14 protein-coding genes are annotated in these 23,744 nt (G+C 59.2%); 7 read left to right on the plus strand and 7 right to left on the minus strand.

Annotated elements, in window-relative coordinates; all coding sequences use genetic code 11:
* Window positions 1-223: 223 nt before the first annotated feature.
* Window positions 224-2,887 (plus strand): PA14 domain-containing protein, encoded by a 2,664-nt coding sequence (locus tag ACYSMN_RS15925; protein WP_488924901.1) that lies wholly within the window; start codon window positions 224-226, stop codon window positions 2,885-2,887.
* Window positions 2,888-3,394: 507 nt separating this feature from the next.
* Here ACYSMN_RS15925 and ACYSMN_RS15930 read toward each other — a convergent pair.
* A complete protein-coding gene (locus ACYSMN_RS15930) occupies window positions 3,395-4,558 on the minus strand; it encodes a THUMP domain-containing class I SAM-dependent RNA methyltransferase (protein ID WP_488924902.1) in 1,164 nt (387 codons plus the stop codon).
* Between the two features lie 269 nt (window positions 4,559-4,827).
* Here ACYSMN_RS15930 and ACYSMN_RS15935 point away from each other — a divergent pair, with 269 nt between their 5' ends.
* The 3 genes from ACYSMN_RS15935 to ACYSMN_RS15945 all read left to right on the plus strand — a co-directional run bounded on the left by ACYSMN_RS15935 (window position 4,828) and on the right by ACYSMN_RS15945 (window position 8,380).
* Window positions 4,828-6,231 carry a sugar MFS transporter gene (locus ACYSMN_RS15935; protein ID WP_488924903.1) on the plus strand — a complete coding sequence of 468 codons (1,404 nt, stop codon included), beginning with the start codon at window positions 4,828-4,830 and terminating at the stop codon, window positions 6,229-6,231.
* A gap of 271 nt (window positions 6,232-6,502) precedes the next feature.
* On the plus strand, window positions 6,503-7,645 hold the full coding sequence (locus tag ACYSMN_RS15940) for a BamA/TamA family outer membrane protein (RefSeq protein ID WP_488924904.1): 1,143 nt from the start codon (window positions 6,503-6,505) through the stop codon (window positions 7,643-7,645).
* A gap of 135 nt (window positions 7,646-7,780) precedes the next feature.
* Complete coding sequence (locus ACYSMN_RS15945) at window positions 7,781-8,380, plus strand: methyltransferase family protein (protein ID WP_488924905.1); 600 nt, start codon at window positions 7,781-7,783, stop codon at window positions 8,378-8,380.
* A 212-nt stretch (window positions 8,381-8,592) separates the two neighbouring features.
* Here ACYSMN_RS15945 and ACYSMN_RS15950 read toward each other — a convergent pair whose 3' ends face one another.
* Entirely contained in the window at window positions 8,593-9,405 is an 813-nt protein-coding gene (locus ACYSMN_RS15950) for a DUF547 domain-containing protein (protein ID WP_488924906.1), read from the minus strand.
* Window positions 9,406-9,598: 193 nt separating this feature from the next.
* Here ACYSMN_RS15950 and ACYSMN_RS15955 point away from each other — a divergent pair, with 193 nt between their 5' ends.
* Complete coding sequence (locus ACYSMN_RS15955) at window positions 9,599-12,493, plus strand: TonB-dependent receptor (protein ID WP_488924907.1); 2,895 nt, start codon at window positions 9,599-9,601, stop codon at window positions 12,491-12,493.
* A 955-nt stretch (window positions 12,494-13,448) separates the two neighbouring features.
* Here the strand turns inward: ACYSMN_RS15955 and ACYSMN_RS15960 are convergent.
* Window positions 13,449-14,612 carry a hypothetical protein gene (locus ACYSMN_RS15960; protein ID WP_488924908.1) on the minus strand — a complete coding sequence of 388 codons (1,164 nt, stop codon included), beginning with the start codon at window positions 14,610-14,612 and terminating at the stop codon, window positions 13,449-13,451.
* Between the two features lie 230 nt (window positions 14,613-14,842).
* Between ACYSMN_RS15960 and murB the strand changes: the two genes are divergently transcribed.
* On the plus strand, window positions 14,843-15,865 hold the full coding sequence (murB, locus tag ACYSMN_RS15965; protein WP_488924909.1) for a UDP-N-acetylmuramate dehydrogenase: 1,023 nt from the start codon (window positions 14,843-14,845) through the stop codon (window positions 15,863-15,865).
* A gap of 134 nt (window positions 15,866-15,999) precedes the next feature.
* On the plus strand, window positions 16,000-18,321 hold the full coding sequence (locus ACYSMN_RS15970) for a phospholipase D-like domain-containing protein (protein ID WP_488924910.1): 2,322 nt from the start codon (window positions 16,000-16,002) through the stop codon (window positions 18,319-18,321).
* 86 nt (window positions 18,322-18,407) lie between these two features.
* Here the strand turns inward: ACYSMN_RS15970 and ACYSMN_RS15975 are convergent, their stop codons facing one another.
* The 4 genes from ACYSMN_RS15975 to ACYSMN_RS15990 form a co-directional block, all read right to left on the minus strand.
* Window positions 18,408-19,238, minus strand: a complete 831-nt coding sequence (locus ACYSMN_RS15975; RefSeq protein WP_488924911.1) for a class I SAM-dependent methyltransferase — start codon at window positions 19,236-19,238, stop codon at window positions 18,408-18,410.
* A 121-nt stretch (window positions 19,239-19,359) separates the two neighbouring features.
* Window positions 19,360-20,313, minus strand: a complete 954-nt coding sequence (gene rlmF / locus ACYSMN_RS15980; protein ID WP_488924912.1) for a 23S rRNA (adenine(1618)-N(6))-methyltransferase RlmF — start codon at window positions 20,311-20,313, stop codon at window positions 19,360-19,362.
* 24 nt (window positions 20,314-20,337) lie between these two features.
* A complete protein-coding gene (locus ACYSMN_RS15985; RefSeq protein ID WP_488924913.1) occupies window positions 20,338-21,336 on the minus strand; it encodes a DUF2262 domain-containing protein in 999 nt (332 codons plus the stop codon).
* A 69-nt stretch (window positions 21,337-21,405) separates the two neighbouring features.
* The gene (locus ACYSMN_RS15990) at window positions 21,406-23,739 is read right to left on the minus strand and encodes a T9SS type A sorting domain-containing protein (RefSeq protein WP_488924914.1); all 2,334 of its coding nucleotides are present in this window, start codon (window positions 23,737-23,739) and stop codon (window positions 21,406-21,408) included.
* Between the last annotated feature and the right edge of the window lie 5 nt (window positions 23,740-23,744).

Consider the following 23,744-nt stretch of genomic DNA (forward strand, 5'->3'; position numbering starts at 1 on the left):
ATGAGGAATACTTGTAATTCAAAAAACAGCCAACGACCTTAGTTAAAGCCAGAGCAAGAAAGCGTCAGAAGTAGTATAATTTCGATTAATAGGCAATCATAATTTGGATGATGATTAAGTTTATTGCATCATAAAATGAAGTTATATCACTGTTTTTCAACACTAACATCTTTCTCGGCAACCCAAAGCTCAACTAATTCCTTCCACTCATTAATTGTAATATATGAAAGCAAGCAGTAAACTCTTTAACGGCTTTGGCATCCTGCTTTTATGGGTACTTTGCCTATCGGCGCGGGCTCAAAACCTGGTGACTTACGCGGGTGGTACCGGAAAGGAAGTCTTCTACGACGCCCACCGCTTGTCGGACGGCAACTACCTCGTGGGTGGGTATGCCGAAGACCTGAACTGGGTAAGCAGCAACGTGCCTCGGCAAGTGCTGGGTACTCATGGTATCAAGAACGGTTCAGGCACTGGAAAAATTGGATTTATATTACACTTGAGCAGCGACTTGCAAACCATCTTGCGGGTCCTTCACTTCCCCAAAGGAGCTGTAGAAGATGTCCGCTTTATTAAGGCATCCAACATTCCCGGGCAGGCAACCGGGAGCATCTTTATTTCGGGCAATACCAGCGACACCAAAGACAATAGCGGCGGCTACTTCATCGCGAAGCTCAATAACAACTTCGTAAACGGCATCCCGACAGACTTGTCCTGGGCCTCAGCGGCGTGGGCAGCAGACTACCCCAAAACCTACCATCCCTGGGACGTGGGCACCGACGGCAAGGTGGTATATGTCTGGGGACAGTCGCATGGCTATGAGTGGGCGGAAGCGCGCCGCTTGACTGCCGATGGCCAGCCCGACGTAGTGCCCAACTGGCGCTATCATAAGTTAAAAACCGGGTCGGAATACGCGGGTTTAGCCGCTACGGCCCCCGGCGGCGAAGCGGCCATCAGCTATAGCAGCATCATCTTCAAAAGAGCCGGCCGGTGCGATTTGCGCTCCTGGACGCAGGCTGATTTCAACCTGGTGCAACCCGACGGCAACGGCGGAACCAAGAAAGGAAAATGGCCGCTCGACGTTTTCTACTCAGGGCCTGGAGACCCCGCAACTGGTAAAGGCGCGGGCGGCCCCGGCTATACCGGCTACTCGGAAGCCGCCACTTTTGTATATGGCCCTTCCGCTCTCGTCATCGACCGCCGCAACAACCATATCTACCTCGGCATGAACGCCAAGAGTGTGCTGCCCGGCGGCAATCCGGATTTTGAGCCAGCGGTGATAGCCTATGACCAAACCGGCGATTTGAAATGGTGGAGCCGGCTCTACCACGAAATTCGGCCCGATGGCACGCTCATGACTTCCTCCCCCGACCAGTACATCGACGACCTAGCGGTGGACTACTCGCAAACCGGTGCCACGGCCGCGCTGGTAGTGCTAGCTCGCACGCACGGCAACAACTCCGAGAATTTTTGGGAAGGTAATACGGTGGCGGCCAACCCCGGCGCTTCGGGTTTCCAGAACAACTTCACCGGCAGCAATGGCAACATCCACATCAGCTGGTTAGGCAAGTTACAGCTCGCCGACGGCACGCTGCGAAATAGCTCGTACGTGGCCGAATTCAACGAGGGCTCCAATAACTACGGCCCTGCTTCAGCAGACCCGAACCTGGATGGCTGGCCTTCTCCCAACGGCGGCTGGCCGAACGTGAATACCACGCGCTGCAAAGACGTGCAAGTAGCCGACGATGGCTCGGTGTGCGTGGTATGCTCAGGGCGCAAAACCATTACCACGGCTGGCGCCTTCCAAAAAGGCGTTAAGCCTGGGGCGGGTACTAGCCCTTGGAACAATTTCGTGCGGGTCTACAAGCCCGATTTGTCGGCGCTGGTCTATAGTTCCTTGATCACCGGTAAGTTTGACCCGGCAACGGGCAGTGGGGGCAGCAATACCGAGCTGTACGGCGTGCTGCCCGTGGCGGGTGGCGTAGTGGCGCTGGGGCTACACAGTGAAAGCCCAAGCAGCCCTGGCACGGCATCTGGCAATGTTATTCCTACGGCGCAGGTGCCGGCCTGGGGCAGCGCCACTCCAACCGGACAAAGCGCCATTCTAGCGTACCTGAGCACTTCCGGCAGCGTTACGCCGCCCATGCCGCCGGTTTCCACCGGAGGCGGTATCGGTTTAGCTGCTACCTACTTCGACAACCAGGATTTCAGCGGCGCCAGCGTAACCCGGACGGATAGCATCGTCAATTTCAACTGGGGCAATGGTTCGCCAAGCAGCGCCATCGGTGAGAATACGTTTTCGGCGCGCTGGCGCGGGCAGGTGCAGGCGCAGTACTCGGAAGTGTATTCGTTCTACACCAATGCTGACGACGGAGTGCGGCTGAAGGTGAACGGCGTCCAGATCACCAACGACTTCTCCGACCACGGCCCGCGCGAATCCAGCGGCACTATTGCCTTGCAAGCCGGCCAGAAGTACGACCTGGAGCTGGATTTTTACGAAAACGGCGGCGGTGCCCAGGTGCAGTTACTATGGTCGAGCGCCAGCCAACCCAAGCAAATCGTTCCGAAAGCTAGGTTGTACCCCGCGACAAGTACCACGAGCGGGCGCGCACTCGCAACCACTCAGTCCACCGGCAAAATCATGGCCGTATATCCGAATCCATTTAACGAGCAAACCACGTTCGTGTACCAGCTGGCCCAGGCGGGTCCGGTGCGGCTGGAAGTGAGCGACGCTCTTGGCCGGCGCGTGGCCGTATTGGTAGACGAGACGCAAACACCGGGAGTACACCAGGTTCAGTTTCCGGCTTCCAAGCTAGGAACGGGCCTTTACCACGCCGTCCTCAGCACCCCGGCGGGCCGCCAGACCATCAAATTGCAGCACGTACGCTAAGCCGTCGGCTCAAGCCTGCCGCCCATCATCCATAAAGAAGGCCATTGCAATATGATACAGCAATGGCCTTCTCTATGGATGATGGGCGGCAACATTTCACTCAGAGCGAATTTCAGGTTGCGGTACGGGGTGTAGCGCGAAGCTCCAGCTTCGCGCATCGTTGCTGAGGTTGAACAATATGGTTGTATGGCGCCAGTGGCGCGGGACCGGTCGTGCAACGAGGCGCGAAGCGGGAGCTTCGCGCTACAGCTTACGCAGCCAGTACACCAACCCGAGAACCGTTGTATCACGCGCTTGCGGTGCTACTTCTCGCACACCCGCGGCCTGAACCGCCCGCTCGGTGGGGGTGGTGGGGCATTCCGCGCCGTCGTCACTCCATTCCGCGCCCCCGACTCTCTGCTCCGCGGTCCAGACGCAACTCTTCGCACTCATGACTTGGCTTTTCGCGGTCCAGAGGCAGCTCTTCGCGGGCTTGCGCCCGCCAACTTCTTGACCAAGGGAGACGCTTTACGTTGTGGCGGGGCCGGGAAAGGAGGCGCGGCGGCTGCCCTGGTATAGCTCGTACTTCAGCAGGCGGCAGTCGATGGGGCCGTTGTAGAGCGGGATGCGGCGCGAGGTTTTGAGGCCCACCCGCTTAGCGGCCTCCAGATTGCCGGTGAAAATGTAGGCGTCATAACCCTGAAAATTGGTTTTGAGCGTGTCGCCGATGGTTTTGTAGAGCGCGTCCATCTCGGCTTCTTCCCCGATACGCTCCCCATACGGTGGGTTCATGACGACGATGCCCGGTTCGCCTTTGGGGGCGGCAGCATCTTTCACGTCGCGCACGGCCAGGCGAATAAAGTCTTCAAGGCCCGCGGCTTCCACGTTCTGGCGGGCCAATTCTATGTATTCCGCCGACAGATCGGAGCCGTAGAGCAACGCCTGAGGCTCATCGAGGCGGGCTTGCTCGGCGTCGAGGCGCACGGAATCCCACAGGGCCTTGTCGAAATCGGGCCAGTTTTCGAAGGCAAACTTTCCTTCGTGATAGAGGCCAGGCGCGATGCGTTGGGCCAGCATGGCCGCCTCGGTGAGCAGCGTGCCGGAGCCGCACATGGGGTCCACGAGGGTTTTCCGGCCGTCCCAGTCGGCAAGTAGCAGGATGCCGGCGGCCAGCGCCTCGTTGAGCGGAGCCACATTGGTTTGCTGACGGTAGCCGCGCTTGTGCAGCGACTCGCCGCTGGAATCGAGGCTCAGCACCACTTCGTTTTCCAGCATGTGCAGGTGCAGCCGAATGTCGGGGTTTTTCACGTCTACGCTGGGGCGGCTGCCGGTGCGGGCCCGGAACTGGTCCACAATGGCGTCCTTGGTGAGTTGGGCCACGAACAAAGAGTGCTCGAACGTGGACTTATTGACGACGGCCGTGATGGCGAAGGTTTGCTCGGGCTGAATGTACTCCTGCCAGTCGATGCGGCCTACTTCGCGGTAGAGGGCTTTTTCGTCGCGGGCGTAGAAGCCGGCGAAGGGCCGCAGAATGCGCACCGCCGTGCGGCACCACAGGTTGGCCTCATAGCAGAGCTGCATGTCGCCCACGAACTCCACGGCCCGCTGGCCCACCTTTTCGATGGTAGCTCCGAGCTGGTACAGTTCCTCGGCCAGCATTTCTTCCAGCCCAAACTGGGTGGTGGCAGTCATGTAAAACGGAGCGGAGCGGCGGGCCTGGGCCATAAATCGGGTTGCTTGTAAAGGAGGAAGGCACAAAGGTCGGCAATGTTAGCCGGCAACCTAACAGGTCTGTCAGACCTGTTAGGTTTTCGTTGAACAACCCGGAGCCGGACCTTGCCGCGCAACATCAGCGATGAAAACCTAACATGTCTGCAAGACCTGTTAGGTTGCGGCTTGGTGGAAAGCTTACGCTACAGCCGACATTCCTATCTTTAAGACCCACTTCATCTCCCGCCTGCATGGCCGCTCCTCTCACCACCTCCTCTCCCACCTCCACCACGGCCGTCGTGCGCAGCTTTGCGCTGCCGATGGCGGCCATGACCTCGCTGTTCTTCCTGTTCGGGGCCGTCACCAACTTCAACGACGTGCTCATGCCCTACCTCAAGGACGTGTGCCAACTCACCGATTTGCAGTCGTCGGCGGTGCAGTTTGCGTTTTTTCTGGCCTATTTTATAATGTCGTTTCCGGCGGGCTACGTGCTGAAGCGGCTGGGCTACCAGCGCGGCATCGTGCTGGGGCTGCTGGTGATGGCGGGCGGCGCGCTCATGTTTGTGCCGGCGGCCAACACCCGCGCTTTCGGGCTGTTCCTGACGGCGCTGGGCATGCTGGGCGCGGGCATCACGCTGCTACAAGTGGCAGCCAATCCGTACGTATCGGTGCTGGGGCCGGCCAACCGCGCGGCCAGCCGCGTGAGCATCGTGGGCGTGGCCAACGGGCTCGGCGGCACCATCTCGCCGCTTATTGGAGGCGCCATTCTGTTTGGGGGCTCCGAGGTGATGAAGGCCCGGCTGGCGGCCCTGCCCGTGGCCCAGCGCCTCACCGAAGAAGCCAACCTCATCAAGCCGCTCTACATTGGGCTGGCCGTGTTTCTGGGTGCCTTGGCCTTGGTGTTCTTCGTTTTAAGTTTGCCCGACATCGAAAGCCTGCCGGCCGAGGAAGAGACGAACGCCGAAACATTGGCCGCCTCGCGGGGCCGCGCGTCGGCGTTGGGTTTTCCGCATTTGGTGCTCGGGATTGGGGCTATTTTCCTGTACGTGGGAGTTGAAGTGGGGCTGGGCTCGTTTCTGATTCGCTACGGCGAGTCGCAGGGAATCAGCCAGCTCAGCGGCTTCACCCAGACGCTGGTGCGCGGCCTGAACGTAGCCACCAACTTCGCTTCCGTCCTGTTCGGCAACTCCCCGGCTCCTATCGATACCACCGTGGGCTTCACCAAATCCGTGGGGGCAGTACTGGTGGCGTCTTACTGGTTTGGGGTGATGGTGGGCCGCATTATCGGCATTCCGCTGCTCCAACGCTTCAACGACCGGCGCATGCTGGTGGGAGTGTGCGCGGCTGCCGTGGCGCTGGTGGTGGCCTCCATGTTGAGCCAGGGCGAAGTGGCACTGTGGCTGGTGGTTCTCTGCGGCCTCTGCAACTCTATTATGTGGCCGGTTATCTTCCCGCTGGCCATCAAAGGGCTGGGTCCGTTCACCAAACAAGGCTCGTCTTACCTGATTATGGCCATTGTGGGCGGGGCCGTAGTGCCGCCGCTCATGGGCTTCATCGCCACGCACGGCGGCGGCTTGCGCGTGGCCTTCGTGCTGCCCGCGCTGTGCTATGCCTACCTGCTGTTCTACGCTCTGCGCGGCTACCGCGTGCGGTAAGCAAGCTGGCGGCAGTCTTAAGCCGACGCAGTCGGCGTGACTGCCAGCCACGCAGCCCGGCAAGTCTTCAGACTTGCGAAACCACGAACTCCAACCAGCCTTCCAACTGACAAAACCGGACTATCCAGTAGTACTCGGCACGTGTTCAGTCTGAAGACTGACTTGGCTTCGTGGCGGGCAGTCTTCGCTTAGCTGTGCCTCGCTCAAGACGGCCGCCAGAAATCCATAGCGCTACCGTTTGGCGTAATTGCTTCATTCCTTGCTTCTGCCAATGCGCTACCTATACGTGCTGTTTCTCCTGCTAGTGCCGGTTGGTTCCGCCACGGCGCAACGCCTGCCCGTGCCCGCCGATTCTGCGGCTGGCGCCGTGGCACCCCGGCGCGAGAAACCGAGCTTCATTCCGCTGCCGATTGTGTTTTCGCAGCCGGAAACCGGACTTGGCTACGGGCTGGCGCTGCTGCCCATCTGGCGGCTGGGGGCGGATACGGCCACGCGCAAATCGAATGCGCGGCTAGTGGCGTGGCGCACGCAGAAAAAACAGAGCCTGCTGCAACTCACGCACACGCTATTCACGCCGGGTGAGCAGTTCCTCATTTCCGGCGAGGCCAGCTACTACAACCAGTTTCCCATCAACTATTACGGCTTCGGCCCGCGCACCCGCCGCGCCGACGAGTCCACCATTCAATACAAAGTCTTCATCTTCAACGAGCGGGTGCTCAAACGCATAGGCCAAGGTTTGTTTGTGGGTGCCGTGTACCGCCTCACTAGCCTGCGCGACGTGCGAGTGAACCAAGGCATCAACGATGACCCCACGCAAAGCCGCCTCTTCGACCGGCCGGCGCGCGAATACACTGGCAACACGCTCATTTCCGGCATCGGCCCGGCCCTGCTCTACGATGGGCGCGACAACGTGCTGAGCACTTTTCGGGGTTCCTATCTGGAGCTGTCCAGCCTGTTCAACGGCTCGGCCCTGGGCAGCGACTTTTCGTTCAATCGCTTCGTAGTAGACGCCCGCCATTTCCGCTCGCTCGGCCAAAGCACGAATACCATTCTGGCCGCGCAGCTGATCGGGCAGTTCCACACCGGCACCGTGCCTTTCCGGGAGCTGGCCAACCTGGGCGGCGACAAAACGCTCCGCGGCTACTACGAAGGCCGCTACCGCGACCGGCAGTTGCTGGCCGTGCAAGCCGAGTTGCGCCAGCGCCTGTTCTGGCGCCTCAACGGCGTGGTATTCGGCGGCCTCGGCCAAGTCGGCAACCAGTTCGCAGACCTCGCCGAAGGCCCGTTGAAACCGAGCGGCGGCGCGGGTATACGCTTCGCTTTCAACCGCCAGGACCGGCTCAATATCCGCCTCGACTACGGCGTAGGCTCCGGCTCCTCGGGCGTCTATTTCAGCATCGGCGAAGCCTTTTAGGCAGTAGCGCGAAGCTCCAGCTTCGCGCATCGTTGCACGATAATGGGTTGAATGGCAACCGTTCTGGCGGCGCGGACGATGCGCGAAGCTGGAGCTTCGCGCTACTGCTCCTGACACTACTTACACTATGCGCTTATGCTGCTGCTGGCTATTTTCTGGACGCTGTATTTCACGCTGCACAGCTTGCTGGCTACGTCGTGGCTTAAGAATGCGGCAGCGCGGCACTTGCCGGGGCTGTTTCGCTTTTACCGGCTGGCCTACAACCAGACTTCCGTGTGGCTGTTTCTGCTGATTTATCATTACCAGGCCCAGCTGCCCGAGGTCTGGCTGCTGCCACCGAACCAAGTGCTCTTTGGCGTAGGCATCGCGCTGCTGCTGGGCGGTGGGGTGCTGGCCGTGGCCGCGTTGCGGGGCTATGATCTGGGCGAGTTCCTGGGTTGGGCCTACGTGCGGCGCGGCCCCGGCGCGGCCCACACCACGCTCAACACGAGCGGGCTTAACGCCGTGGTGCGTCACCCGCTGTACTTGGGGTTGCTGCTGGGGCTGCTCGGCTACTTGCTGCTCGCGCCCACCACGGCGCGGGCCACCTTCGTGGCTTGCACCGTGGCCTACTTGCTGGTGGGTACCCGTTTGGAGGAGCGCAAACTCGTGCGGCAGTTTGGGGCGGCCTACCTCCGCTACCGCGCGCAAGTGCCCCGGTTACTGCCCATCAGCCCTCGGCAGTGGTTTCGGTAGCGCGGAGGTTTTGGTTGGTATTGAAACGCTGCTTCTATGCTCAGTCACCGACAAGCCACGAATGCGCGTTTCTGTACCAGTTGGCGAGTCCTTTCACAAAAACGGCCGCTTTCCTGAGAAAGTGGCCGTTTTCACTTACTAAGCAATTGCCAGATACATCCTTATCTAGGCTCTGAGTTCTCCGCTCTAAAATCTCGCTACTTCGTGCCGGGCTATTTCTGCTCGTTGATGGACCAGTCGTATTCCAGGTAGCTCAGCTTGGCGTCGGGTTTGATTTTCTGGGTGGCGTAGCGGTTGATGGCGTCCTGTACCGACGTGCTGCCGTTCTTCTTGAAGTCGCCGGGGTAGAAGTCGAAGATGGCCGACACTTTGGGACTTTCCGGGGGCGTGAGCTGGTTTTTCTGCGGGTTGTTGACGAAGTCACGGCCCTGGGCGTCGAGCTGCTCGTTGAGACGGCTCGCTACGTAGGCCTCGTTGCGCAGGCGCGGGCACGACATGGCGGCGCACACCAGCGCGTAGTGAATCCGATTGTCGTCGAACTTCTTGCGAATGATGCGCTGCTCGAAGTCGTTGAGTGAGAACTTCTCGGTACCGAGCGTAATAAATTTCTGGTCCCAGACCGTATTCACCAGGGTTTTGTCGCCGCCTAGGTTTCGGATGCTCTTGACGGGATAAGCCCGGATGACCCGCTGAATGGTGAAGGCGTTGTAGCCGTTGATCCAATAAGTCAGCTGCTCGTCCTTCGTCCATTTTTCGTTGGGCAGGTTGTCGGACAAGGTTTTCAGGTAGCCGTTCAGGGCCGTGCTGTCTTGCTGGAAACCTCGGTAATTCACCATGCCTTGGTCGTTGACGTGTCTTTTCAGCAGCGCATCCCAGGGCGCGTGGTCTACGGGGCGGCCGTTCTGGGACGTAGGGTTGAGTGGAATCAGGTAGCGCACGTAGGCGCAGCCCGTTTGGCAGGCGGAGGTGGCGGCCAGCAGCCCAAACAAAGCAAACCGAACAACTAAAGAAGGAAGGTTTTTCATACGCGGAAAACGGTGAGGCAAGGCCGGTACTGCGCAGGCGCCGCCGGATAATGCTATACGAAGGTAGCCCTAGAAACAGTTTGCCAGTCGCTTTCCCCGGAATGTTATACGCCTTCTATGCGCCAGCAATACAATCCATATAGGGGCCAAGCACGTACTCTAGCTCTACACTGCTGCCTTCTCCTTTCCCACTATGACCCGACTTCCTACTCTACCCGGCTTCCTAGCGCCGGCTATCTTACTGGTCTGCACTGCGCTACCAGGCACCGCCCAGAACGCCGGCCGCGTAACCGGCCAGATCCGTGACGGCCAGGGGCGCCCCCTGAGCGGAGCCACGGTGGTGCTGCAACCCTCGAGCATGGGCACTGCTACCGACGCCAACGGCCAATTTACGCTAACCGACGTGGCGCCCGGCACCTACACGGTTACCGTTACTTTTCTAGGCTACCGCACCTCCACCCAGTCCATCACGGTTGATGCCACGCAGAACGCCACGGTGCAGGCCACGCTGGCCGAAGACGCCCTGCTGATGAGCGGCGTGGTGGTGACGGGCACGTTCAACCCGCAGAGCAAGCTGGAAAGCTCCACGGCCGTTACCACGCTCAGCAACCGCGAAATCCAGAACCGCGTGAGCCGCGGTACCGCCGACCTGCTCATGGCCGTGCCTGGCTTCCGGGTGAACTCCGACGGTGGCGAAGCGGCTAATTCGGTGTCGGCGCGCGGGCTGCCGGTGAATGCAGAGGCTGGTTTTGGCTTCGTTCAGCTGCTCGAAGACGGCCTGCCCATCCTCGAAACCGGCTCCCTCACCTTCGCCAAAACCGATATTCACTTCCGCGTTGATGAGACCATCAACCGGCTGGAGGTGCTGCGCGGGGGCTCATCGGCCATCTACGCCAACAACTCCCCCGGCGGGGTGGTCAACTTCCTGAGCAAAACCGGCCAGGGCGACAAGATGGGCGGCGTGGTGCGGCTTACGGCCGGCGACCAGGGTTTCTACTCCGACCGCGAAGGCGCGGCCCAGGCCGGGGGCCTGCAGCGGGTGGATGCCAACGTGGGCGGCCCCATCAAAGGCACCCCGCTGCGCTTCAACGTGGGCGGCTTCTACCGCTACGACGTGGGCACCAAGTACCCCGGCTTCCCACTCAACCGCGGCGGCGGCGCCAAAGCCAACGTAACCTACACGCTCAAAAACGGCTACGTGCGGGTTTACGGTAAGTACCTCAACGACCGGGTGGCTTACCTGACCAGCATTCCGTACCAGAACCTCAACAACCCGCAGCAGATTCCGGGCGGCCCCGACTTCCGGCGCGGCACGGTGATGTCGGAGCACATCCGGCGGCACCGCTTGCCCAACCCCTTCAACAACGGCCAGGGCACGCTGGAGCGCGATCTGGCCGATGGCCAGCACACGCGCTACAAGGCCGTCAGCTCGGAGGTGTTTTTCGACCTTGGCAACGGCTTCACGCTGCAAGACAATGCCCGCCTGCTCGACGCCAACCTGAGCACCGACGGCGTGTACGACCTGACCTCGCCGCTGCCGGGCGCCTTGCTGGCGGGCAGCTACTTGGCCGGCTACCGCCCGCTAGGCGCCGCCTCGGCCCGTTTCACCTACGCCGACAACGGCCAGCCCGTCGATATTGCCTCGCTCAACGGCAACGGGCTGGTGAACATTGCCGGCATCTTCCCCGACGACAAGCCGGCCACCAACGCCATCAACAAGCTGCAACTCAACAAAACGGCGGGGCAGCACCAGCTTTCGGCCGGTTTCTACGCCAGCCGCTACACTATTAAGGAGCGCCTGAGCTACAACCAGATTGTGCAGGAAGTGAGCAACCGCCCGCGCCTGCTGAACCTGGAGCTGCTCAACGCGGCCGGTCAACCCGCTTTCCAGGTCACGCAGAACGGCTTTCTGGCCTACAGCTTCGGTACGGCCGGGGGCCTACTGGCCAATACCACCAACACCACCCAGGTGCTGAGCTATTTCCTCGGCGACGAATTTCGGGTGACCGATAAGCTGCGGCTCGATGCCGGCGTGCGCCTCGAAACCACGCACAGCGAAGGCCGCGCCGCCAAGTCGGCGCCCCTCGTGAACCTGGACCCGCGCTACGCCTTTTTGCAGGCTGCTACGAGAAACCCCATCGCCAACAACGGCGGCCTCGACGGCAACTACACCACGCTCTACGACAACTCCTACCTGGCTTCGACCGGGCAGTTCCGGGAGTGGGATTTCAACTTCGACGTCTTCAATTACTCCATTGGGGCCAACTACAAGCTCGATGAGCGGGCCGCCGTGTACGCCCGCTACAGCAGCGCCGGCGTGGTGCCCACCAACGACCAGTTCGCCTTCGGCGTGGACCCCGCCGACCCCACGCAGAACACCACCATCCGCGGCCAGGTGCAGCGCGTGACGCAGGCCGAAGCCGGCGCCAAAGCCTCCACCGACCGCCTGGGCCTGGGCCTCACCTTCTTCTACAGCCGCAACCGCGACATTCCGTTCACGGTGCAGCAAACCAACCCCGGCGGTGGCTTCACGCTGCGCCAGGACGTGGGCACGGTGCAGAGCGCGGGCCTGGAAACGGAGGTCAGCTACCAGCCGGTGGAGGGTCTCACCCTTAAGGGCATCGGCACGCTGCAAACGGCCCGCGTGGTGGAGTTTCAGTTGCAGCCCACGGCTACGGCAGCTCCCATTTCCATTGCCGGCAACCGCCTCGAAGACACGCCCGACGTGCTGCTGGAGGCCGGTGCCGACTACCTCTGGAAGGGCCTGAACGTGTTTGCCAACTACCGTTGGTTTGGCGAGCGGTACGCCAACCGCCGCAACACCATCCTACTACCTAGCTACGGCGTGCTCTTCGGCGGTATCAGCTACGAATTGAAGGGCGTGCGCCTCATGGTGCAGGGCTCCAACCTGCTCAACACAATCGGCTTCGGCGACGCGGCGGCCCGCAACGGCGAAACCATCACCCAGGATTTCATCGACAACCAAACCCGCAACGCCGCCGGCCTCACCCCCTCCGAAGCCGCCTACAACCTGGTCCGCCCCATCCTCCCCCGCAACATCACCGCCAGCGTACAGTACTCGTTTTGATGGGCTGATTTCTTGATGTGCTGATGTGCTGATTTTTTGGTGTGCCGGGACTGATGCGTTGCTTGTGCATGGAGGGCTGCTCCGGATACGTCGTTGGCTGGTAGCCTACTTGCCGTTTTGGATAAAGTGGGAGTCCTGACCATGAAATCACCCCAAAGTCGGTGAGTTGAAGGCCAAAGTGGAAGAGGTGAACACTCAAGTTGCCGTCTTGAACATTAAAGTTGGCATCTTTAACATTAAAGTCGACGAATTGAACACTCAAGTTGCCATCCTGAATACTAAAGTTGGTAACTAGAACGTCTAGGACGCCATCTTGAACACTAAAGTCGCCGACTTGAAGACGCGAGAGGCCAACTTGAACAGTCAGGTTGGCCTCTTTGCTATTCTAACTGGCGCACCAGCCGTGTAGCAGCTTAAGGGTGGTAGTATATGAAGCTCAAAAGGCCCTTACGCCACTTGCAGCGGTTCTCTAGCTGATGTCTGGTCCGGGCAGGCGGCTTTTCGCCGCCCGCCCGGTAGAAGCAAGCTGATGTTGTAGCCGACCTCGTTCGGGCATCCTCGTTCGAGCGACGACCGGGCGGGCGGCGAAAAGCCGCCTGCCCGGTGGATGGCGCGAGGTAGCCAGCAAAACAATCCGAGAACTACTGTGGGGTAGCCAACTCTACGTTACGATCTACAGAACGGAAGCCCCAGCGGGGCGGCATATCGGTAGAAATACCGGGCACATTCCATTATACAGCCCCGTAGGGGCGACACCCAACGACTGGTATCGCCCCTACGGGGCTGGAAAAACTGCTACCAAGCTGTACTACCGACATGCCGCCCCGCTGGGGCTAACCTTCGGTGCCGCGCTACTCATCGCACATCTCCAGTCAGAATACCTCTGCTGTCGTCAGGCTCCCCCTCTCCCTTAGGAGAGGGGGCAGGGGGGTGAGGCCCCGTTAGGCTATCTATCTCAAATCACCTCCGCCCGCTTGAACTTCTTACTCCGGTCAAAAAGGTAGCGGAAGGTGGCGTGGGTGCGCCAGATGGAGCCGCCGATTTTCTCGGCCACGCTCATCATCTTGGGGTTGAAGTCGCCAATCCAGTTCATCACGAAGTCCTGGTAGTGCACCTTGCTGGTGTCCTGCACCACTTTGCTGGCCGCCAGAATAAAGCTCATCTCCAGGCCCTTGCCCTGGTGCTCGGGTGTGATGCCAAAGGCAATGCCGGTCATGGTGCGCACCACCCGGCGCCAGCGGTACCACGCAAATTTGAGCTTACCCAGCCAGTCGAGCTGCCCATCGACGTAGCGGAATAGCTCGTTTAGCTCGGGCAGCGCGATAAAAAAGCCCGCCGGCTCGCCGCGGTAGTAGGCAAACCAGCAGATCCGCTCATCGATGACAGGGCGCAGCTTGCGCATGATGTTGGCGGCTTGCTCCGGCGTCATTTCCCGCACGCCGTTGTGCTTCACCCAGGCTTTGTTGTAGATCTGCCGAAAATCCTCGGCGTACTTGGCCAGGTTTTTCACGCGCAGGTGCTCGAAGCTGTAATCGGGGTTGGCCAGCAGTTGCATGGCGGTTTCCTGGTACTGCGGCGAGAGGGGCGCCTGCACGTCGCGGAAGTAGGTGTACTGCTTGAAATACAGTTCGAAGCCGTAGGCTTGCAGCAAGCGGCGGTAGTAAGGCGGGTTGTAGTTCTGGGCGTAGAGCGGCGAGCCGAAATTGTCGATGAGCAAGCCCCACCACTGGTCCCGGTCACCGAAATTGACGGGCCCATCCATGGCTTCCATACCGCGCGCGGCGAGCCAGTCGCGGCAGGCATCGAGCAGAATGTTGGCCGCCGTTTGGTCGGCTATGCACTCGAAGAAGCCCATGCCGCCCGTGGGCTGCTCGAAAGTGCGGGCCGTGCGCTCATTCACGAAAGCGGCCACCCGGCCAATGGTTTGGCCTTGCGTGTCCGTCAGCAGCCAGCACACCAGCTCGCCGTGCCGGAAATACTTGTTGCGCTCCGTATTGAACACCTGCTCGATGTCCTTGTCGAGCGGGCGAATGTAGTGCGGGTCGGCGCGGTAGAGGCGCACCGGAAAAGCCAGGAATTCCCGCGCCTGCGTCGGGGTGAGAACTTCGTGTAGCTGCATGGCGGCCAAAGAGCGAGGTGAGCGAAACGAGCGGAGGGCCAGCGGAACTTGCCGGCTCCCGGCCCTGGTGCTACTATCTACGAAGCCGCGAGCTGAGCGGTGCTACGATATAGCGCGCTTCGTAATAAAGATGAGATTGTGCTTGGGAAATGCTAGGCCACGCGGCCGGCCGCCCGAACCAGCCGCGGGCGCCTTACCTTTGCCGGGCACCCTTACCTCCCGCGTTTCCTATGGCTCCCGCCCTCGAACACAACGTTTCGCTCCGCTCCTACAACACCTTCGGCCTCGACGTACAAGCCCGCCTCTTCGCCCGTTTCACGTCGGTAGAGGAGTTGCGGGCCTTGCTGGCGCTGCCGGAAGTGCAGGCGGCCGAAAAGCTGGTGCTCGGCGGCGGCTCCAACCTGCTCTTCACCCAGAACTTCGACGGCGTGGTGCTGAAAAATGAAATCTGGGGCCTCGAAATCCTCAGCCAGGACGAGGACACGGCTTTGCTGCGGGCTGGCGCGGGCGAGAACTGGCACGGGCTGGTGCAGTACGCGCTCGACCAACACCTGGGCGGCATCGAGAACTTGTCGTTGATTCCGGGTACGGTGGGCGCCGCGCCGCTCCAGAACATTGGGGCCTACGGGGCCGAGCTGAAAGATACCTTTGAGCAGCTCGAAGCCCTGGAAACGGCCACCGGCCGCCTGCGCACCTTCACCCGCGACGAATGCGGCTTCGGCTACCGCGAAAGCGTGTTCAAAGGTCCGCTCAAAAACCAGTACATCGTGACGGGCGTGCTGTTGCGCCTGCACCGCCAGGCCCAGCCCAACGTGCGCTACGGCGACATCCAAACCACGCTCCAGGACATGGGCGTGGCCGGCGAGCCCACCCCGCGCGACGTGAGCGAGGCCGTTATCAGCATCCGGCGCAGCAAGCTCCCCGACCCGGCCCAGATCGGCAACGCCGGCTCCTTCTTCAAAAACCCGGAAATCTCGCAGGCTCGGTTCGATGAGCTGAAAGCCAACTACCCCGCCCTGCCCGGCTACCCCGTGCCCGGCGGCGTGAAAGTGCCGGCGGCCTGGCTTATTGAGCAGTGCGGTTGGAAAGGTCTGCGCCGCGGCCCCCACGGCGTGCACGACCGGCAGGCGTTGGTGCTCGTGAACCACGGCGGCGCGCAGGGCCAGGACATTCGGGATTTGGCCTACGAAATCATTGCCTCAGTGCGCGAGAAGTTCGGTATTGAGCTGCACCCCGAGGTGAACATTATGTAGCGTGGGGGGCGGCGCTGGCTCCGTAATTTATAATGCACAGATAACCTCCTGGCAGGCTTCATTACGACCAAAAAGCAGGATATTTACGGCCTGTTTTTCCTGAACCACAGTCGCATCCCTCTTTCATTTCTTGCATGAAGAATTTTACTCTGCTGGCCTTGCTCTGTAGCATGGCTGCTTTCCGGCCCGCGCAGGCGCAAACGGCCATCACCATCGCGGCGGCGCGGGCGCAGGCCCCGGCTTTCAACACGTCGGGCGCTACCGTTACAGTGCGCGGCATCGTGACCAATGGCCCGGAGCTAGGTGCTATCCGCTACATCCAGGACGGTACGGCCGGCATCGGAGTGTACTCGGCTTCGCAGCTAGCCAACGTGGTGCCCGGCGACTCCATCCTCGTGACGGGCACGCTCAAGGACTTCCGCGGGCTGCTGGAAATTGACCCCATAACGTCGTTGTCGGTACTGGCAGGCAACCGGCCGCTCCCGGCGCCGGTGGCTTTTCCGGCGAGTGGTTTCACGGCTGCATTTGCCGAGCAGTACGAAGGTCAGCTCGTGCAGCTGACCGGCGCTACGTCCATCAATACCACTGCTGGGGCTACGGTCACGGCATTCAGTGCCAACACCACGTACCGCATCAACAATAACGCGGCCACGGTTCTGTTCGTCAACCCGGCTTCGGGCGGGGCCAACGGCCTGATTGGCAAACCATCCCCTACTGGCGTGTTCGATGCCGTGGGCATTATGAGCCAGTTCACGTTTACGGCTCCTACGCCCGCCGCGCCTGGCTACCAACTGCTGCCGCGTGTCTACGCCGACTTCCGGCAGGGCGCTACGCCCAACCTTGTCAACACGCCCTACCCCACCAGCATCACCAGCACGGGCTTCACGGTGAATTTCACCACCCAGAACGCCGGCGACACCAAGCTGGAATACGCCACCACGGCGGCCGGCCCGTTCACGACCGTTACCAGCGCCGCCAGCACCACCAGCCACACCGTAGCCATTACAGGCTTGCAGCCGGCCACGGTGTACTACGTGAAAGCCAGCAGCACCAACGCCACCGGCCTGTCGGAGTCGCGCGTGGTGCCCATGATTACGGCTTCGCTTTCTTCGGGCAAGATGCGCACCTACTTCACCAATTCGGTGAATACTAACCTTGCCTCGCCCGGCAACAACGCCGTGTACCTGGCCAACGGCGCCGTGGCCGACACGCTGGCCCGCTACATCAACCGCGCCACCGCCACGCTCGACCTCGCCATCTATAACTGGAACAGCCCCACCATCTTGGCGGCCGTAAATGCGGCCCAAGCGCGCGGCGTGCGGGTGCGCGTGATTTATGAGGATGATAACGCCAACCTGAGCATCAACAGCCTCAACGCCGGCGTGGCCAGAACGGGCCGCACCCAAACCGGTTCCGGCACCATTCAGGGCATCATGCACAACAAATTCGTCATCATCGACGCCGAGGACGCCAACCCCAACGTGCCGTGGGTGTGGACCGGCTCCACGAACTGGACGCCGGGTCAGCTCTCCACGGACCGTAACAACGTGATTGTGGTGCAGGACCAAGCCCTGGCCCGCGTGTACAAGATGGAGTTCGAGGAAATGTGGGGCAGCAGCACTTCTACCACGGGCGCCGTGAAGTTTGGCTCGCGCAAAACCGACAACACCCCGCACTACCTCAACATCGGCGGCAAGCTGGTGGAATCGTGGTTCTCGCCCACCGACAACGTGAATGGCCGCCTCATCGAAGCCGTGCGCACCGCCGACAACGACCTGCACATTGCCACCATGCTCAACACGCAAACCGACATCGGGCGCGCCATCCGGGACCAAGTGCAGCTACGCAACATCGCGGCTTGCACCGAGGTCCTCAATAACGACACCAGCTCCACCAACTCCGGCAACGTATTCCGCCTCATTCGCCAGGCCGTGGGCAGCCGCATCATGGTGAAAAACACGCCGGGCATCATGCACCACAAGTACGCCATCATCGATGCCGGTGCCGCGCTATCGGACCCGCAGGTGTTCGTGGGCTCGCACAACTGGAGCCTCTCGGCCAACACCGAGAATGACGAAAACACACTCATCGTGCACGACGCGCGCGTTACGAATCAATACTACCAGGAATTCGCGGCCCGCATTGCCGAGCAGAACCGTGGCGTATCCGTCTGCAACCTGATTCTCGCGACTCGCACGTCCACCGTGCAGCAGAGCCGCGTGCAAGTGTACCCCAACCCCACGCACGGCCAGTTCTCGGTGCGCCTCGAAGCCAACAAAGCCCGCACCGCCAGCATCACCCTCCGCGACGTAACCGGCCGCGTGGTACTGGAACAGACGCGCCCCCTCAACGGCCAGGAAGTTTCAGTGGATGGCTCGCAGCTGCCGGCTGGCCTCTACATGGTCCAGATCGTGACGTCGGAAGCTACGCAAATGAGCCGCGTGGTAGTGGAGTAATTTCCCATCTACCCTCAGCGTAGGCTAGCCAACAAAAAGGCGGCTCCCAAGTTTGGGAGCCGCCTTTTTATTTGAACTGACAGCAGTTAGGCAGACATTTTTCTCGCTACTACAAAGCAGCTTGTCCCAAACGAAATAGATTTGCCTTGCGCGATTTTAGTTAGCTCAGCGTCCCATATTTTGTTGGTGAGCTTACTTACCAACCCATTTTCAACGGTATGCGCGTTTTTGTGCTTATGAAAGTCGCCTGGCTTTTTATTTAGTCCGAGCATACCGGGAATGGTGCGAAACATGAAAACAGGCAGCGGCAGCACCGAAAATATGTAGGTGGAATATTCAATTGAGAAACCTACGCTTTTTAATTTCTCATTTAACTGCGCCACGGTATATCTTCTGTAATGACCGGCATCAACGTCTTCGGCAGACCACAAAAACTGGTACGCCGGCACTGTTATAAAAGCATACCCATCGGCCTGTAAATACTGGTAGATAGATTGTAGAAACTTGACGTCATCCTCGATGTGCTCTACCACATCAAATAAACCAATAGAAGGCAATGAAGCCGGCGCGAAGTGCGCATCTTCCAGCGTCGAGCACACGATGTTGGTGAGGTGGCGCTTTCTGGCATTAAAGCAGCCCTGCACTCCCGGTTCAACCAACACGGTAGTAATTCCGGCATCTTCGAGGCTTTTAGCTACGTAACCATTGCCACCGCCAATATCATAGAATACATTATCAGGACAATATTTCTTTACTGCCGCGGCAATGCATTTAATCCGATGATTAAACCAGAAGCTATTTTCTTCTATTTGAAAGAAGTTATTGTTTCCACTTTCGGGGTAAGAAATTAATGATTTATCTTTGGAATAATATATTCCTTCTTTCTCGAACAAATCAGCAATAGTTTCGATTTTCATTCCTGTTTCACTCGTTGTAAGCCTGGAGAAGTGCGGGCTAATCACACAAATCTACGGCTTCTCCTAGCAGCTATGGGCCTCTAGGAAAGGCGACAGGTAGTTTCTGAGCCGCACCAACAGGCTACTTCCAGCGCCGCTCGCGCCAGGCTTGTTGCTGGTCGGGGCCCTGAAACGTCCAGGCCACGAGGCGGCTTACCTTCTGACCGTGGGCCATCTCAATGGTTTTGATGTCGAGAGCAGCGGCTTTCTTGAGGAAGTGGTAGACGCTCGGCAGGGTTTCCTTCTTGGAAATGAGCGTGCTGAACCACAGCACTCGCGCTGCCAGCGGCACGCTCTGCTCCACCAAGTGGCGCACAAAGGCTTCTTCGCCACCCTCATACCACAACTCAGTGCTTTGGCCGCCAAAATTAGGCGTTGGCTCCGCCGGTTTCGCGTGGCCGAGGTTGCGCGTCTTGCGTTGGTTGGCCGCCTGCGCCTCTGCTGCCGAGCCATGAAACGGCGGGTTGCACACCGTCAGATCGAACTCCTCGCGCGCCTTCACGATACCGTCGAATACGTCTTGGGCGTGGTTTTGCAGCCGCAACTCGATACGGCCAGCCAGGACGGGATTGGCTGCCACCATGTGCTTAGCCGCCCGAATGGCTACCAGGTCAATATCTGAGCCGACGAAGCGCCAGCCGTACTCGCGGGTGCCCACGATGGGATACACACAGTTAGCACCCACGCCAACGTCGAGCACGTGGACAGCCTTACCACGCGGTATTTCGCCGCCATTGACGGCGGCGAGCAAGTCGGCGGCGTGGTGGAGATAGTCGGCGCGGCCGGGGATGGGCGGGCAGAGGTAGCCGGCGGGAATATCCCAGTGGGCCACGCCGTAGAAGTGCTTTAGCAGCGCCTGGTTCAGCGCTTTCACAGCCGCCGGATCAGCGAAGTCCATGCTTTCGTCGCCGTATTGGTTGCGGGCCACGAAGGGCGCGAGGCCTGGGCTGGCAGCTATGAGCTGCGGGAAATCGTAGCGGGTGGCGTGGCGGTTACGGGGGTGCAAGCCGGCCTTATCAGCTGACGGTTGAGACATTTACGAGAGATATAACGGCGCAAGTTACCCAGCTAATGTCGAACTTTTGTACTTGCCCGTCTCATCTACATCAACCACTATATAATGCCCGGCGAAAATATCCCCGTCCTCATAATACATGTCAATAGAAAAGTCGCTATGGAATACAATGCCATCTAGCGTCACTTTGCGGCGAAATTTCTTCGTTGTTATGGGCCTCTCCTTTTCGTCGAGCCACGCATCGTTTTTTAGTTCTATCATATCCTGCTCCATTTTCAAGAATACCTCCTCGTACAACTTATCCTGCACCCATCTTTCAGCATTTTCAATTATGGATTTGATTTCAACATCATCCGCAATCGTCATCGAAACAGAAATCGAACGATTATCTATTGCATAACTTCCCTCGTATTGTTGGTATTTCTCGTTGTATTGCAGCTCGCCAAATAGTGGGCTTTCCAAAACCATTTCCGTGGCATCTAGCTTGCGACGCTGCTTAGCTGGATATACTTCGTTAGTCAGCTTGGCAAATGCTTGCGTCACATCCTCCTCTTCAAATTGGCCATAAAAATCCATCTTCTTATTAAGCTCCCTTAAATTGGTAATCTTGGTCAGCTCCTTGGCCTGAATAGTAATTTCAGTGTCAGTTATTTTTATTCCAGTATAAGAAAGATGATTTGGCACGTATACATTGTGCATGCCCGCCGCGCCATCGGATAGCAACGTTACCACAGTGATTCCCCATTGAAAATGCTCACCTTCCGGTATACAGTTGAACACATTCCTTTTGCCGTTCCAAAAATTCGCATCGAATTTTCTCAAAATTAATAGGACCGTATTATCCTCATTAATGGCGCTCAAAGGATACTGCTGCAAGAAGTTTTGCAGTTTTTCAGAACTCTTTGCGTTAGCCTTCCGCAAAGTATCCATGAGGTCAGTTAGCTCCCAGCCGGTCATATAGATTGGTGTTGTTCCGGCACCAAGTAAGCAGTTCTCACGCGAAGTGAGGCTAAGAATCAACTGAGGCGGATAGGTTAAAAGCAAGCAAGAGTCGGAGGTTTACGACTCTTGCTTGCTTTTAACCTTGGTTTTTGGCCTGCTAACGCCCAAACACTACGGTTTCGTTACGCTAATTCGTTCGGTATGAATCTGCTGTCCGTCATTGATTTGCAGCAGGTAGATGCCCGTGGGCAGTGCGGCCGTGTTGATGCTGAAGCGGTTTTCGCCCGCCGCTACGGTCTGGCGTTGACGCAGGCGGGTTTGAGCTTGCAAGGAAATGATCTGCACATCAAGCTGTTGGTTTCGGGGGCTGGAATAGCGCACCGTCAGCTGATCGGCGGCCGGGTTGGGCCAGCTAGTCAGCTTTGCGGCGGCCGACGAAACCGACGCGGTGCGGGCCAAAGGCGCAGCACTGGTTCTGGCGGCACTCTGCCTGACCAGTTCCACGTCATCGAAAAACAGCCACTGCCCCGCCCCAGCCACGGAATAGAAACCAATCTCGCACTGCCCGTTGGTTACGTTGATGTTCGGGAGTTCCACTTGCTGCCAAGCGCCACTCACACCGCCCGAGGTGGTAGTGGGAACCGGGACGCTCACTTGTTGGCCGCCGTAGTTTTTAGCCAGCAACAGGGCGTAGGTTTGGCCGCCACTGCTCTTCGTCCAGGCCCGTAGCGTGTAGAGGCCATTGGCTAAGCTCGTGGCTACCTGGTACGTGTACACCTCGTAGGCGCTGGTTTTGTAATGGGTGCCGTGGTAGGTGCCGCCATGGGAACCGCCGTTGGTTTCGGTGTAGTCGGCATTCGCGTCGGTGCCGGCGCTACCGCTCCAGGTGCTCCAGTTTTGCGGAGCCTGCACGGCAGCCCCGTCGGCATCAAAGCCCGGGTTGAGTGCCAAATTGGACGAGGGAACGGGGGCGGACGGGTTGGCTCCCTCTTGGGCCCCAATGTCGAAGCTGCCGTTTGCTGGCACCGCGTTGCCGTAAAAATCACGGGTGCCGGGGTCGATACCAAACTGCGTTTTCAGGTTCAACCCCTTGTCGATAATTGGTGAACCCGCCTGCACCAGGAAGGACGTCAGAGCGGGTAGCTTGGTCGGGTCCGTGAGCTTTTCGTAGTTGGTGGGGTTTTGGAGCTTCGGGTCGGCATTAATCCCAACGATGCTGCCATTTAGTTTTTCTTGCCCCGTCGCGTTGGCCCAGGCGGCCAAGCTACTGTAACCGCCCACGTTGAAGCCGCCGTTGGTAAACCAGTAGCAATTGGCCTGGTAAGTAAGCCCGCTAGTGGTTGATACCAAGGTGTTGTTGTTAGGCCCAACTAGGATGTTGTTACGCAGATTGAAGTTGCTAAAACGGCCTTCCTCCTTCACAGCCGAATACGAAGTGTTGTAAAACAGATTGTTGTAAACTTCACAATCGTTTACGCCCTGCCCACCGCTACTGCCCAATAGGAGGCCCGGCCCAGAATTGTTCACGCTGATGTTGTAGCGAAACACGTTGCCCGTCCACTTTATGGCCGAGCCGTATTCCCAGCACAGGTACCCGTAGTTCTTGTTCTCGTAGGCGTAGTTGTACTGTACCACGGAGTTGGTCACCCCGCCGTCGAGGTCGAAGCCCCCGCCATCTGCTTTAGGGCTCTGATTGTTGTGCGAAATGCAGTACTGAATCGTGACCTGATCGGCCTCGAAGCACCAGATGCCCACCGGCCCGTTGTAGTTCACTTGCTGCATGTCGTAGCCGTTGTAAGCGGCTTCGCAGTACTCAATGGTGGCAACTTTGCCCGATATCACAATGCCGTTGCCGCTGTGGTTATTGGTGATGGAAGGGTCCCCAGGGTTGTTGATAGCCCGGCAATAACCTAAGTACGTATTGTTGGATTGGTAGCCGGTAATGCCGGCGAAGCCGTTGTCGTGGGCGTAAACGTTGGTCACGCGCACGTCGGTGCTATAGTAAAAGTAGACGCCCGCGTACTGAAATCCACTGGCTTCCACTTGGTCGATGGTTACGCTGGCGGCGCTAGCTATTACCACCCCCTTGCCGCCGTTGTTACCAGTTTTGCGGCCCAAGCCCACAAAATTTAGGTTATTGACCCGAATGCCCGTAGTCCCGGTGATGGTGAGGCCCGAGCCGGCCCCGCCATCAATGGTAGCGCGACCCGTGCCGTAGGAGCCCACGACCACTGGGTTGGTGGCCACACCGCCGTCAGTGGAAGTCAGCTGCATGGTACCGGCAAACGTTTTGCCGCCCTCAAAGAATAGCCGGTCGCCGGCCCGGAAGGTGAAGCCATTGACTTTGCTGATAGTACGCCACGCGCTGCCGGTTGAAGTACCCGCGTTGGCGTCGTCGCCGGTGCTGGCCACATAGTAGTCGGCGGCAGATGCCTGAACCGCCAAGCCAGTGCAAAACAACAGCGTAGTTAGATTGCGGAAAGTGAGTTGTAGATGCTTTTTCATACAAA

It is taken from the genome of Hymenobacter sp. M1-2, assembly GCF_057808495.1.